11 protein-coding genes are annotated in these 15,004 nt (G+C 39.6%); all 11 read right to left on the bottom strand.

Annotated elements, in window-relative coordinates:
• Window positions 1–2: 2 nt before the first annotated feature.
• Window positions 3–620, bottom strand: a complete 618-nt coding sequence (locus BFL47_RS07270) for a molybdenum cofactor guanylyltransferase (protein ID WP_069659140.1) — start codon at window positions 618–620, stop codon at window positions 3–5.
• Entirely contained in the window at window positions 601–1,068 is a 468-nt protein-coding gene (locus BFL47_RS07265; protein ID WP_069659139.1) for a molybdenum cofactor biosynthesis protein MoaE, read from the bottom strand. Before BFL47_RS07265 ends, BFL47_RS07270 begins: the two co-directional genes overlap by 20 nt.
• Before the next feature lies 1 nt (window position 1,069).
• Window positions 1,070–1,303, bottom strand: a complete 234-nt coding sequence (locus BFL47_RS07260; protein WP_069659138.1) for a MoaD/ThiS family protein — start codon at window positions 1,301–1,303, stop codon at window positions 1,070–1,072.
• Between the two features lie 4 nt (window positions 1,304–1,307).
• Window positions 1,308–2,270 (bottom strand): GTP 3',8-cyclase MoaA, encoded by a 963-nt coding sequence (locus tag BFL47_RS07255; protein ID WP_069659137.1) that lies wholly within the window; start codon window positions 2,268–2,270, stop codon window positions 1,308–1,310.
• Between the two features lie 45 nt (window positions 2,271–2,315).
• Window positions 2,316–3,809: a rubredoxin domain-containing protein gene (locus BFL47_RS07250; protein ID WP_069659136.1), complete on the bottom strand. Its 1,494-nt coding sequence runs from the start codon at window positions 3,807–3,809 to the stop codon at window positions 2,316–2,318.
• A gap of 1 nt (window position 3,810) precedes the next feature.
• Window positions 3,811–7,326 (bottom strand): nitrate reductase, encoded by a 3,516-nt coding sequence (locus BFL47_RS07245; protein WP_069659135.1) that lies wholly within the window; start codon window positions 7,324–7,326, stop codon window positions 3,811–3,813.
• 27 nt (window positions 7,327–7,353) lie between these two features.
• Entirely contained in the window at window positions 7,354–8,664 is a 1,311-nt protein-coding gene (locus tag BFL47_RS07240) for a NarK family nitrate/nitrite MFS transporter (RefSeq protein ID WP_069659134.1), read from the bottom strand.
• Window positions 8,665–9,604: 940 nt separating this feature from the next.
• On the bottom strand, window positions 9,605–10,801 hold the full coding sequence (locus tag BFL47_RS07235; protein ID WP_069659133.1) for a molybdopterin molybdotransferase MoeA: 1,197 nt from the start codon (window positions 10,799–10,801) through the stop codon (window positions 9,605–9,607).
• A gap of 3 nt (window positions 10,802–10,804) precedes the next feature.
• Window positions 10,805–11,755: a bifunctional molybdenum cofactor biosynthesis protein MoaC/MoaB gene (moaCB, locus tag BFL47_RS07230; RefSeq protein ID WP_069659132.1), complete on the bottom strand. Its 951-nt coding sequence runs from the start codon at window positions 11,753–11,755 to the stop codon at window positions 10,805–10,807.
• A 29-nt stretch (window positions 11,756–11,784) separates the two neighbouring features.
• Entirely contained in the window at window positions 11,785–12,159 is a 375-nt protein-coding gene (nirD, locus tag BFL47_RS07225; protein ID WP_069659131.1) for a nitrite reductase small subunit NirD, read from the bottom strand.
• A 25-nt stretch (window positions 12,160–12,184) separates the two neighbouring features.
• Window positions 12,185–14,689: a nitrite reductase large subunit NirB gene (gene nirB / locus BFL47_RS07220; RefSeq protein ID WP_069659130.1), complete on the bottom strand. Its 2,505-nt coding sequence runs from the start codon at window positions 14,687–14,689 to the stop codon at window positions 12,185–12,187.
• Window positions 14,690–15,004: the final 315 nt, after the last annotated feature.

Here is a 15,004-nt window from a genome sequence, read left to right as displayed (position 1 = left end):
GTTCACGAAGCGAGATTCGTTGTATTGTGATTAGAAAACGCTTTTTTATCAATAACGGGTATGCTTTTGTAATTAGAGGAAGAGATCACCTTATGTAAGGCAAAAGAGGTTAACTCGTTTGCATTTAATTTATTCATAATCTCATCTAATGCCTTAGAGGTATAGATTGCACATAAAGGTTCAAGAAATTCATCCTGCCCATAAACGTAATAATCAAACCTGGTATCTGCTTGATAAATAGCTATTAAATGGTTTACTGTGGCCTGATCCATTTGGATCATATCGCAACCAATTAGCAATAAATCTTTTCCGGGATGCGCGTGGTATACACTGAGTAAACCGTTTAAGGGACCTCTTACGTTTATCTGATCAAGAACGAGTTGTTCTGGAGGGAACAGGGGGCTATAAGACGAAAGCTGGGTTTCATTGATCGAAATGACGAAGGGAAGATTGCAGGTAAAAAGCAGGTCCGCTACTTGTTGTGCCCATGTTCGGGATGTCCCAGGTACTAAAAGAAGCCCTTTATCGCTTCCCATTCTTTTGCTCTCGCCTCCACATAAAACTACTCCGAGGATGTTGTTATCTAAACTGTTTTCAATGCTATTGATCTGCTGATTCATAAATGTGTTTATTCGGATCACCAGTCTCTTTTTGACAATTACAATTTCCTCCCCACTCTTTTGTCCCATCAGAAAAGTACTCACATTTCCAGATCGGGACTTCATGTTTGATGCGGTCGATAATATACCTGTTGCTGGCATATGCTTCAGTACGGTGCGGAGAGGCGGTTATCACTACTACGGCCGACTCACAAACCTTTACTTTTCCGATGCGATGTTGTGCTGTAGCAATTGTTAAGTTCCAGCGGCTTTTGGCTTCTTTTAAAATAAGGGCTATCATTTTGGAAGCCATAGTGATTTGCGATTCATACTCCAGGTAGGCAACAGATTTCCCCCCGTTATGATCTCTGACTTCACCACTGAATAATACAATTGCTCCTGCTGCAGGATGGTGTGCCTCTTGCAGCATACCTACTAAATCAATAGGTTCTTCTGTAATATATTTCATATTAGCCTCCACTGCTTGGGGGAATGATCATGATGTTATCGTCCCCTGTTATCTTATAATTATCTACTACAAAATCATCCGCAACAGCGAAACGACATCTTGATAGTACCTCTACGGAAGAGGGATTAAGCGTAATTAAGTATTGTTTTAAGTCAGCAATGGTATCAAGTTTATCTGCAATTTCAAATTCTTTCTTAAAATAGTCTTTTAAAACTGCGAATACTTCTATTTTCATGGGTTTATCCTCCGATATGAAGCATACTTAGTGTACTTCCTGTAAATTTTAGAGCTTGTTTTTGTGCCAGAGCTTCTTTGATTTTCCCTTCCAGCTCTAACGGGTTAAGGGCTTCTTTAATAGGTACCGGATGGTTGCTGCTTAAACAGCCATAAATATTTCCGAAAGTATCCAGTCTTAAACGATTGCAGTCCAAACAAAAAGGCTGACTTTCATTGGCTACTATTCCAAAACGATTTCCATTTGTTGTTTGCCAGTAGTTGGCGGTAGAAGACGTGGTACGCAGCAGGGGCATAAAGGAATGATGCGTACCAATTAGCTGCAGCATATCTTCCTGCGAAAAGAAATGTTTATCAGAATTCCCAAAGAGATGTCCCATTGCCATGATTTCAAGGAATCGTATAGTCAGCCCTCTTTCAAAGGCAAAGTTTAAGAGGGGTATGATCTGATTGTCGTTGAGCCCTTTCATAATAACGGAATTGATCTTTACTTCAATTCCTTGTTGCAGTGCGGAATCTATTCCTCTTAATGTGCGGGTTAAGTCATGGCGTCTGCTCATTTGGAAAAATACCAATGGATCAATGGCATCCAGCGATACATTGATGGACTTTAACCCTGCAGCTTTAAGTGAAGGGCTGAGACGTTCGAGTAATAATGCGTTTGTAGTTAATTTAAGATCATTTATTCCCAGGTCATGGACACCTTCAACAAAGGTAGCAAGGTTTTTATATAATAGAGGCTCACCACCAGTAAAGCGCACTGTACTCAGGTTTAACTGTTCATGAAGCCGTTTAACAAGTGCCAAAAGCTCCCATGCGCTTAAAGATTTATCTTTTGCAAGAAGATGATTTTGCTTGCTGTCTTCATTCCCACAGCTACAATACACACAGGCAAGGTTGCAGGTATTAAGCAAACTTATCCGGAGTGTTTTGAAAGACCTGCCCAATTCATCTCTGATTTCAACCATCACATAAAAATATTAGTTTGCCTGCTGCATTGCGTTTAACAGGGTCTATGCAAGGATTGTTTTGTCAATCGCCATAAAATCGTTCTTTCCATAATCACAAACCGGACAACAATATGTAGGATCCAAATCCTTAAAAAGAGTGTTGGGCTCTATGTTTTGGTATGCATCACCAACTGTTTCATCATAGATACTCAGGCAATGTGTGCATTGATAAACAAATACCTGTGCTTCTTCTGTAATGAACGTATCCTCTTCAAAATAAGTATCCCCCGTGTTCGTGTCTGTAATCGCTTGTTGCTGATAATAGTAATCGGATAGTTCAATTAAAACCTTGCTAAGTAAATCTCGTGAAATATTTTCTTTATAAGGAATATAATTTTTAGAATTAGGGTTGAAGTCTACAGTATGCAGCAAATCGAACTGATCTGTTTTAGAATTCGTTGAATCCTTTTCGAAAGGATGTTTACGGATGATGACTGATCCGAATAATCCCGTCTTTGGATTGATTTTGATGGCAAAACAAAGGTTGAATGTTCGGAGATCTACTTTGTCAAACTCTTTGATCAACTCTAGTTTTAAGTCCAACGCATAGTTACAAAGATCTTCACTTTGCCAGTTTAATTCATTTGAGGCATGCCGCACATTGATTCGATGTTTCCCTAATATGACATTCCATAACCTTCTGTCAATTGCTTCCACTCCTTTAATAATGACAGATTTCCAGGTAGTGGTGTGAATTTGAGCAATCCTGGTTTTCATGCAAATGGTACAGATGTCCTTTAAAAAGGCTACCGAAAATAGTTCATTCCTCCGATAGATGCCCAGCCAGTGTTTGTCATTGTACTTGTTGAATCCTTCGTAATAGGGCAACTGGAAATCAGGATGTTTCAGCGGAACAGAGATGGGTTGAAGAAAGAAGTGTTCTGCTGAATTGACTTTGGTTTCCAATAACTGCCCATCAATGTTTTCCTGGTCATAAAACAGATCACTATCCAGAAGAATCGAACTTTCAACCTGCTTGCTTAGTGAACTGATATCTTCTGAATAAATGAGTGAAGACCAGCAATAGATTTGATTTGTTTTAGGGAAACGAATATACAGGTGCCAGTAATTGCTGACATCTGAGGAAATGAAATTGAGGTTTCCGGTAAAGAAAGGTACAAAGGTTTGTGTGCTGTCTACCAGATTAATCTTGAGCCCCGGTTTGTAATTAAAGGCATCTAAAATATCTTTATATACGCCTTCACGTAACCAGGTTGAACTATCAAAGATATCTTCGGCTACATAAGAGCTAATAATATTCGGATATTCATCTGTATTGATCTCATATTCAGTGTCTGAAATAAAGAAATCATGCTCCAGGTCCTCCAGCGTTTCAGGGTTGACTTGAAGGTAAAGTTGTTGCCTGTTTCCAAATCTAACCGTATCAATGCCTGCTTTTTCAGCAGCCTTAAGGATTTCATAAAAATCTCCTACAGATACAATTCCTCCCGGAAGATTAACCTTTATAGTATATATCGTCGTTTCTTTCACTGCCATGCTAGCCTATATTTTCAAGAAGTTCTTCTTTCAAAGCGTCTTCTAGTATGCGTTTAACTTCCGGACGGCATGATCCACACCCTGTTCCGGCACCTGTTGAAGTACACAGCTCTGTAAAGTCATGGCAACCGTTTGTGATCTTCATTTGTAAGTTTCCAAAACCTACACTGTTGCAGCTGCATACCAATTTTCCTAAAACGGGTTCTGTTGTTTGTCCGCTTCTTAATAAAAGCAGCCGCTTGTCGCTTAACTCTGTTTTGTTGGCAATGAGTGATCTGAATTCCTGGAATTCACTCTTGTCGCCAATCAGGATAGTGCCTACTAAACGATCCTGATGAATGATACACTTTTTATAGTACCGCTTGGCTTTATCAATAAGGACTATTTCTTCGTAATTTTTATCATCAGGACACTCGGGCAAACCAATGCTACAGAGGTCAAATCCATGGATTTTAATGATGTTCATAAAAAGGCTGCCCTTGTAAAAGCTGCTAATATCTCCATTCATATATTTCGCTACGATATCTGCCTGCTGCTCTGCTGCTGCTGTTATTCCGTATAAGGTACCCTGAAATTCGGCAATCTCTCCGATGGCATAGATTGCCGGATCGCTGGTTTGCAGTCGTTCATTTACAACCACACCACGTTTGCATTCCAATCCACATGCTCTTGCCAGTTCAATATTGGGCGTAGTGCCAATGGCAATAATCATGGCATCACAGTTGATCTTGCGTCCGCTTTTAAGTCCTATTCCAGTTAGTTTGGAGCGGCCATAATAAAGTTGCACTTCATCATTGTAATAAATATCGCATCCCTGGTCTACCATTTCTTCATGTAAAAGCTGACTTCCCAGAGGATCCAATTGCCGGTTAAGGAATCGGGATACACGTTGTACGATGGTGATTTTTACACCGGTTTCCCTTAAAGATGCTGCCATTTCTAAGCCTAGTAACCCACCCCCTACAATAAGGACGTGTGCATTTTTCGGTGTGTGCTTTTTGAAGTTGTCTGCATCCACACGGCTACGCATAGTGAAGATGCCAGGTAAAGAGGGAACGTTTTTGGGTAATGCTGCCCGACTACCAGTCGCCATGATCAATACATCATACTCAGCTTTTTGTCCCCTGGAGTCAATTATATATTTAGCCGTTCTGTTGATGCTTTCGACACTTACCCCTCTTAAAAGACGGATGTTATACTTCGGCTCTTCTTCATCTTTCATTTTTACCAGTTGTCCCCAGGTCTGCTCCCCGCTAATGTAGTCAGGAAGCATCACCCGGTTGTAAAAAGGAAAGTTTTCCTTGCTGAAGATAGTTATTTGATCTTCTTTATTAATCTCTCTGCAGGATTTGACAAAGCCAAATGCACCTGCACCAGCACCAATGATGACAATCTTTTGGAAGGGTTTTATAAACTTTTCTACTTGTACCGCACAGAACTTAAAATCAGGTTCTTTGGAGAGCGGATCGATGAGGTTGCTGGTAATATTGTTGGCACGGTTGAGGTCATTACCCAGGATTTTTCCCCAATGCATGGGCAGAAAAACTACCCCTTTTTTAATTGTTGTGGTTACCTTTGCCCTTACTTGCACTTCACCACGTCGGGAACGTACAATCACAATCTGGTTGTCTTCAATTCCGATTACTTCCGCATCTTCAGGATGAATTTCAAGAAAAGCTTCTTTCGTATGTTGCTTCAGCTTACTTACTTTTCCTGTCTTGGTCATGGTATGCCAATGATCACGAACGCGGCCGGTAGTCAGAACAAAAGGAAAATTCTGATCGGGCATTTCACTGTTCAGTTGATCGGAAGGGCTATGTATAACCGCTTTTTTACTGGGAGTATAAAATAATTGATTGGTAAATAAACGCTTTGTTCCAGTCTCTGTCTTTTTATTAAAAGGCCATTGTAGTGTGTTGTGCTTCTTTATTAACTTGTAATCCAGTCCGTTAATATTGATATTGGTTTTAGAGGTTAGTTTTGCATGTTCCTTAAAGATCTCCTCCATGTTGGCATAGTCAAAACCTTTATACCCCATTTTAGTGGCAAACCGACAAATTATTTCAGCATCTGGTAGTGCTTCTCCCGGAGCATCTATGATTTTGTTTAAATGACTAATGCGCCTTTCAGAATTAGTCATGGTGCCTTCCTTCTCTGTCCAGGCAGCTGCAGGTAAAATAACATCTGCATATTGTAAGGATTCTACTGTATTGCTCACTTCCTGAACGACTACAAACTTTGCTTTTTTCAGCGCTTCTTCAACAAAACGCGAATTGGGAAGACTAGTTATTGGATTGGTACAAAGGATCCATATTGCTTTCAGTCTGCCGTCATGTAAAGCTTCAAACATTTCTGTTGCTGTAAGTCCTGCTTTATCAGATATTGTTGTGCCTCCCCAAAATTTTTGCACTTCTTTACGGTGTTCTTCATTCGCCAGGTCACGATGTGCCGGAAGCAGATTAGCTAAACCGCCAACTTCCCGACCTCCCATGGCATTAGGTTGTCCGGTTAAAGAGAATGGTCCTGATCCTGGTTTACCAATATGTCCGGTAATTAGGTTCAGGTTAATCAGACTTAGGTTTTTATTTACACCAACAGAACTTTGATTAAGCCCCATAGTCCACATGGTTAAAAAGCCTTTTGCCGCTCCTATATAAGTAGCGGCTAATTGGATATCTTCCTGTTTAACGCCACAAATTAATGCAGATTCAGCAAGCGTACGTTCAAATACAAGCTCCCGGTATCGGTCAAAGCCTTCCGCATGTTGGGTTATAAATTCAAGGTCAATGGCTCCATTTTCTATTAAGACTCTTCCAATAGCATGGTTTAGGGTAATATCAGTACCCGGATTGAGTTGTAAATGCAAATCAGCAATTCCGCAGGTATCCGTTACACGGGGATCAATAATGATAATTTTCACTTCCGGATGAGCTGCTTTATGCGCTTCCACCCGTCGCCATAATATAGGATGACACCAAGCCGGGTTAGCCCCGGTAACAAATAGGCAGTCGGCTAACTCAATATCATCATAACAAACCGGGACACTATCTTCACCCAATGCCATTTTATAAGCAGTAACTGCACTACTCATACATAAACGCGAGTTAGTGTCGATATTATTGCTACCGATGAATCCTTTGATAAGCTTGTTAATTACATAATACTCTTCAGTTAAACACTGTCCGGATGCATAAAAAGCAACCGAGTCTGGTCCATATTTATCAATAAAAGTTTTAAATACTGCTGCAGTACGATTTAATGCATCATCCCAGCTCACCCTTTGTAAGGGCAGGTTTTTATTATAACGCATTTGAGGATAAAGGAGCCGGTCACTTACATCATTTACCGTGTATTGGAGGTTCATTCCTTTACTGCACAACATGCCACGGTTTACAGGGTGATCTTTGTCGCCAACCACAGTAACTGTATTGTTTTTACTAACGGTAATGTCTACTCCGCAACCTACGCCACAGTAACAACAAGTACTTTTAAATATTTTATCTTTATCCACCGACATATACATTTAGCTTCTAATTCGTTTAAATCAGACCTCTTGAAGTGCCGGATGCAAGACATTTGTGTCGGATGTATGTCTTCTGTGAAACTTTGTAATAAATACGATTATTCCTATAACTAACACGCCAATGCCGATATAGTGAAAGGCATCCGCATAGGTCAGACTGGCCGATTTGAATAGAAATCCTACCAGCATAGCGCCAAGATTTCCACCTGCGCCTACAATTCCGCTGACAGATCCGATGGCATCTTTATTGATAAAAGGGACAATGCCATAGGTGCTTCCATTAGCCATTTTTAAGAATAAGGCGAAGAGTAACATACAGGCGATTGCTATTCCTAAACTTTGAGATTGTGCAAAGAGCGTGATGCCAATCCCTTCAAGGATAAGCATACAACCTAGTAAAAGTCCTTTTCCCTTTAATCCGTAAGACCGTCCCACTTTATCGCTCACATATCCTCCTAATGCTCTTGCAAAAATGTTCATGCCACCAAATATGCTGGCTAATGCACCTGCAACAATCATGGTAGTACCAAACCGATCCATAAAAAACGTTGCTGCTACATTGTCTACCGTAATCTCTATACCGAAACAAGCGCCATATGCCAGAGCCAGGATCCAGGTACGGTAGTCTTTCATGGCCAGTAAAAAGGTGCCTTTCTTTTCTTTTTTGGCAGTTTTATCTAGCTCACTAAAGTTTCCTTGTGGTGTATCCTTCGTGTATTTATAATAAATGACAGCCATAACTAAGAGGATCACTCCGGGAACAACCATAGCTAAGCGCCATGAGTCAGCATGACTTACCAAGCCTAGTCCTGCAAATCCGGCAGCAATTAAAGGCATGACTAAGTTGGTAACTCCTCCACCAAGGTTTCCCCAGCCACCGGTAACTGCATTGGCAGTACCTACTACAGAGGGGGCAAACATCATGGAAGTATGAAATTGGGTGATAACAAATGATGCTCCAATAATACCGATAACAAAACGGAATAATAAGAAGCTTTCGTAGCTGTTACTGAGGCCAATACACATCACTGGAATAGCTCCAATTACAAGAAGAATGGTGTAAGATAAGCGGGGACCCAATGTGTCGCAAAGTTTGCCAATAATTAAACGGGCTATAATTGTGGCTGAAACGGATGCAATGATGATGTTTCCAATCTGATCTTTGCTTAAGTGAAGCTGTTCGCGAATTAATGGCATCAGTGGGGCTACTCCAAACCATCCAAAGAAGCAGAAAAAGAAAGTGATCCATGTAATGTGGAACGTTCGCATTTGAATGCCCTTGGCGGAAAAGACATTTAGTTTGTTTAAGGGTTTGAAGTTTTTAGTTATCATGTTGATTTAAATTTTCTTGAACTATATAGTTGGATTTGTTACGCTTTTTTTTGTTAATATTATTTATGAGTACGTAATTGTATCTAAATCTTAATGATATTGCTTTGTAATGCTATAAATATAAGATAAATGATGGTATAAAAGTAATAATTTGCTATAAATAGCAATAAAATATAATTTATATGATGTTAATAGCCTTATGTTTTAATTTTAATTGATTTTATTGATTTAATAAGAAGTTATATTTATATTTTTATTTGATTTAGTTGAATTTTGTTTGTTTTAATTGAATTATAATTCAAAATATCTGATTATTAGACTATGTGAATATAGATTTTCTTAATTATTAGCCCTTATTTGATTTTTTGCCTTCAGGTTTAGGCAAAGGATTAAAATGTTTAGTAAGATAAGGTGTGGTTAAGGTTGAAGAAGTTAGATCATGGTGGTGTGTAATATAATAGAACTGATTGGGTGGTTTGGGGGTATATGAAAACAGGTAAGAAGTAATAGATTATTGATTGTGAGTTATTTTGCAAATCTCGTTACAAGAGATTTGCAATTTGCAACATACAGAAGGATCGCATAATAGTTATAAATAGCCTGAGTAATTATGTTACTTCTCAGCAACACCTGCATTTGTCTTTCCAACGGTCTAAAACAAGCGGTGTAAGTTATTCTGACACTATGCTTAGTTTAATTATAGAGAGGGACATGTTTTGAAATTCATTTATTTCTGGATATTTAAAATGATCAGTTGATCAATTTAAATATAGGCTGAAGGGTGTTTGGGGATCCATTTATTTCTGGGTATTTAAAATGATTCAATTATCCTTTGTAACTATTCAGGTATAACAAATCTACAATCCCTGAAACCTATCAAGTTATTAACATAGGAGAGGTTAAGATTTATCCTTTTTATTAACATTACAGTGAAAGGGCTTTATAAATAGTTATTGAAAGGATAAAATTCGATAACCTCTCCCATTAGTATGTGTTCTTTTTCAGCAAGGTGTACTGCTAGTCCGTTTGCATGTAATCCAGCAGTGATATCTCCAGAGCCATTGTATTTTGCAAGATGAAGTCCAAATTGTTCAGTAGTTATTCGTACTGGGAAAAACTCAGTTAGCTTGTTCTTTTTACTTCTGTTTTCAAGGAGAGGGAGTTTGTAGGGTATTCTTTCTTTAAACCCAAAGCTTTTATAGAGGTAGGATTCAACAAAAAGAGTGAAGGTACAAAGACAGGAAAGTGGGTTTCCTGGAAGAGCAAAGACCATACCCCCTGATGGAGATTGTCCGGTCCATATAGGCTTACCCGGCCGCATGGCCACTTGATGAAAGATCTCTTTCACCCCCAGTTCATGTAAGATCTGTGGAACGTAATCTGCATCTCCAGCTGAAACGCCTCCGTTGATGATCGTGACATCGGATAAGATAGCTTGCTGAAGGGTCTCTCTTAAAGCGTCTTTATTATCCTTAACATGGATACAAACTGGTTTGTTAATATTCCATTTCCTCAGCAGGGAGCGGAGCAGGTATTGATTGCTGTTTCGTATTTGAAATGCGGCGATCGGTTCATCTGGCTTAACTACTTCATTTCCTGTGGTAATTACAGCAACTGTTGGTAGTTTATAAACAGACACCTTTGTTTTTCCTATGGAAGTGAGCAGGCTAATAATTTGAGGGTCGCAGCGTAAGGGTGCTTCAAGGATCAGGATCCCAGCTTTTGCATCTTCTCCTTCCTTTGCTATATTCTGATAGGGTTTTAGAGATTCACCGTTCAGTATTACTACGTTATCCTGCTCTATGGAATCTTCCCGCCTGATAACTACGGTGGCTAAAGGAGGTGTAGCTGCACCAGTCATGATTTTGTAGCAATAACCGGAGTGTAAGGGTTGTTCCGATGCCTGACCTGCATAGATTACTTCTATGATTTTATATTCTCTTAACCCGTTTTCCCAGTCGCTGTGCATGATTGCAAATCCATCCATGGCTGCCCTGTTAAAGGGAGGGTAGTTGCGGTCGGCAAAACAGTCGTCCGCTAAGATCCTTCCATCTGCATCTTCAAGTGGACAGAATTCTTTATCAAAAGGTTTTGCAAGGGAATTAATAGAGGCTAAGGCTTCCTGAAAGTTTTTCATAATCTAGTGTCCTCCGCCTTTCATCATCTTACGGGCATGAAATACAGCAGGTAAAATGGCTTCTAACGATTCCGAAGCTCCATTACTGCTTCCCGGAAGGGTGATAATTAAAGTTTGAGCAATTGAACCGGCTACTGCTCGGCTCAGCATAGCTAAGGGGGTGCGCATTTGTCCGTAGGTACGCATCGCTTCTGTTATTCCATCGGCATCGCGTTCTAAAATTTCTTTTACAGCTTCAACAGTATGATCACGGGGACCTAATCCTGTTCCTCCGGTAGTGAATATAAAGTGCACATCATCGGTCACCCATTCTTTTATTTGCTTCTGGATCTCATCCTTATTATCAGCAACTATTTTATAATCTACAACTTGTGCGTTGATTAGTTCGAGTTTTTTTTGAATTAACTTACCACTTTTATCTTCCCGTTTACCTGCTGCTGTAGAGTCTGAACAAACCAGAATAGCGCAGGTGGAAGAAGTTTTAAAAAAAAGCTTCCGGTCGCTTTTACCCCCACGTTTTTTCAGAAGTTTGATGTGACCTATTTCCAGGGCAGTATCTACCGGTTTTAACATGTCGTAAATTTCAAGTGCAGCAACAGAAACTGCGGTAAGCATCTCCATTTCTATGCCCGTACGGCCAATAGATTTTGCCTCACCTAAAATGACAATTCCTTGCTGTTGCAATGTTGCAGGCTCAAAATATTCCTGATGTTCTTTTTCGGATAAAAAGCTAAATGAAATATCCATGCCATCAATGGAAACAGGATGGCAGTGGGGCAGAAGTTGTGGTGTAAGTTTTGCTCCAATGAAACCGGCAGCGCGGGCAACGTCAAACAAATTGCCTTTGGGCAACTGATTATTTTTAATAAGTTCGGTGGTTTCAGCTGAACAGAAAATAACAGCTACAGCCCTTGCTGTTCTTAATGTAATCTGCTTGCCGGTTATATCGCGCATGGAACAAATATTGGTAAAATTTATCAGGGTTATTGTATCCCAATAAACACTTGACCCGCGGAAAGTTTTACCGGATATGTTTTTATCGTATAATCTTCTCCTGAAGTGCATTCTCCGCTCAAAAGTGAGAATGTCTTTTTATGAAATGGACAGGCAACTTTCGGCTCACAGCTTTCTCCCGCACTACCAATCATGCCCCTTGCCAAGGCCATTTGCTGTTTATGGGGACAAAGATTCTGTGTGGCGTACCATTCCTTGCGGCGTGTAAAATTAAAGATGGCAATTTGTTCGCCCTTGTAATTTATGCACGCACCTCCATTTTCGGGTACATCTTCCTCTTTACAGGCCAAAATCCATTGGATTGAAGCCTCAGCTTGTAATTCTGTATCCGTATTTATCATCATGACTTTTTAATTAATGTGGGTGGATCTATAACCAGTCTTTAGCTTTTATCTGAGTTCTGAAGCTGTCAAATTCTACTGTTGGGTCTTTCTTTTCAGGGGCATTGACAAAGTGTACGAAACGTTTTCTTAGTTCTGGATTGTTTACTACTTCCTTCCATTCGCAATGGAAACTGTCAACCAGGCCTTGCATCTCTGATTCTAATTGTCCGCATATTTCAATACTGTCATTCAGAATCACATTTTTCAAATAAGGTAGCCCACCCTCCATCTTATTCAACCAGGTGGCAGTACGGGTAAGCGGGTCTGCTGTTTTGATATAAAACATCAGGAAGCGATCAATATATTTAATGCAGGTTTCTTTATCAATATCACTCGCTAAAAGCTGAGCATGCTGAGGCTTTGAACCACCATTTCCGCAGATATATAAATTCCATCCTTTTTCGGTAGCAATGATGCCGAAGTCCTTGGACTGTGCTTCTGCACATTCTCTGACACATCCGCTAACGCCTCCTTTTATTTTGTGAGGAGCTCTGATTCCACGGTAACGTTCTTCTATTTCAATAGCAAAGGATACACTGTCATGCAAACCGAAACGGCACCAGGTACTTCCTACGCAGCTTTTTACAGTACGTAATGCTTTCCCATAGGCATGTCCGCTTTCAAAACCAGCATCAATTAATTCTTCCCATATATCAGGCAGGTCATTTACATGCGCGCCGAACATATCAATACGTTGTCCACCTGTGATCTTGGTGTATAGGGCGTATTTTTTAGCAATCTGACCTAATATAATAAGTTTATCAGGAGTGATTTCGCCACCCGGAATGCGGGGAACCACAGAATATGTACCTCCTTTTTGAATATTGGCCAGGTAGCGGTCATTGCTATCCTGAGTAGTGCCTTGTTTTACAATGACATCATTCCATAAACTGGAGAGAATGCTTGCTACAACAGGTTTACACGTTTCGCATCCATCACCTTTTCCAAAATGATCCAATGCCTCGTCATAAATCTTTACATTATTTATTTTGATGACATCAAGTAGTTCCTGGCGGGAATAGTTGAAATGTTCACAGATCACATTTTTTACATAGATCCCGCTTTCTTTTAAGGAGCCGGCAATTAGATCTTTCACCATAGGGACGCAACCGCCACAGCATGTTCCTGCTTTAGTGCATTTCTTAATGCCATCCAGCGTAGTAATGTGATCTTCCTTAACCGCATGAAGAATAGCTCCCTTGCTGACTGATTCGCAAGAACAAATTAAAGCATCATCAGGAAGTGACATCGCACCTGAGCCTTCATTTGTTGATTCGCCTCTTGATCCTAAAATTAAATCTTCGGGGTTAGGTGGCAATATGATGTGGTTTTTAACCGTTTGTAGCAGCATATTGTATGACGTAGCATCACCAACCAAGATCCCTCCCAGAAGATGCTTGCCGTCATTGCTAATGTTGATTCGTTTATAAACACCTTTATGGCTATCGTCCATTACGATTGAACGGCAATCAGGTTCAGCAATAAAAGGATCTCCGAAACTGGCTACATCGATACCGATAAGTTTTAGTTTCGTGCTCATGTCGTAACCGCTGAAGCTTTTTTCGCTATTACATAACGTATTAACAGCAACATCGGCCATTTCGTAACCTGGAGCAACAAGACCATAAATCATTCCTTCGTGCAGGGCGCATTCTCCTATTGCAAAAATGCTTTCATCACTGGTTTGCATGTAGTCATTTACGACTACGCCACCTCGTGTACCTATTTTTAATCCGGATAGTTGTGCTAGTTCATCTCTGGGACGAATCCCTGCAGAGATTATCAGCATATCTACGGGGATTTGTGTGTCGTCTGCAAAATGTAATGCATCTATTTTATCCTCTCCACCAATGCGTGATGTGCTTTTGTTTAAATGAATCTTTAGCCCTAATTCATTCAACTTCATTTGCAACATTTTGCTTCCAGCCTGATCAATTTGTCTGGGCATTAAACGTGGCGCAAACTCAATCACATGAGGTTCTTTTATTCCCAGATCGATTAGTGCCTTGGCTGCTTCAAGTCCTAAGAGTCCACCACCTATTACAGCAGCCTCCTTTGCATTTGCCGCATAAGCTAATATCAAGTCGAGATCTTCAATGGTTCTATAAACAAATACACCTTGCTTTTCAATTCCCGGGATGTCGGGAACAAAAGCAGATGAGCCCGTTGCTAGTATGAGGTAATCGTAATGCTGATTGATCCCCTTTAATGTATGTACGGTTTTCTCTTCCCTGTTGATTTCCTTTACAGGATCATTGAGATGAAGATGTATGCCATTTTCTGCATACCAGGTTAATGGTGACATCGAAAGATCTTCGGCTGATTTTCCATTAAAATATTCACTCAAATGAACCCTGTCATAAGCAGGGCGGGACTCTTCTCCAAATACAATAATTTCAAAATTGGAAGTTTTAGCAATAAGCTTCTCACAAAACTTGTAACTCACCATTCCATTTCCAATAATAACTACAGCGGGCTTTGTTGTTGTCATATGTTCTGTTTTTAAAGCATTAAAACTAAATATTGTACAAATATGCTATTTATGATATATTATTTTAGTATTTATTAGCAATTATATGAATTTAAACATCAAATATGATACAATTCGACTAATATTTAGTGATTATTTTATTTAATGAGACAAAATATGATTTATAGTCAATTTTATATAATTAATACTGCTTAAAGATTAGTTTTTCGATATTTAAATGAATAATATTTGATAGTTATTGCTTTTAATCTTTTTATTTATGTCTTTATTATAGATTAGTGTTATGAATACTTTGTTTTAATGAAAAAAGGTTTA

The organism is Arcticibacter eurypsychrophilus, assembly GCF_001730525.1.
GTDB classification, from domain to species: domain Bacteria; phylum Bacteroidota; class Bacteroidia; order Sphingobacteriales; family Sphingobacteriaceae; genus Arcticibacter; species Arcticibacter eurypsychrophilus.
This window is presented reverse-complemented; position numbering and strand designations above follow the sequence as displayed.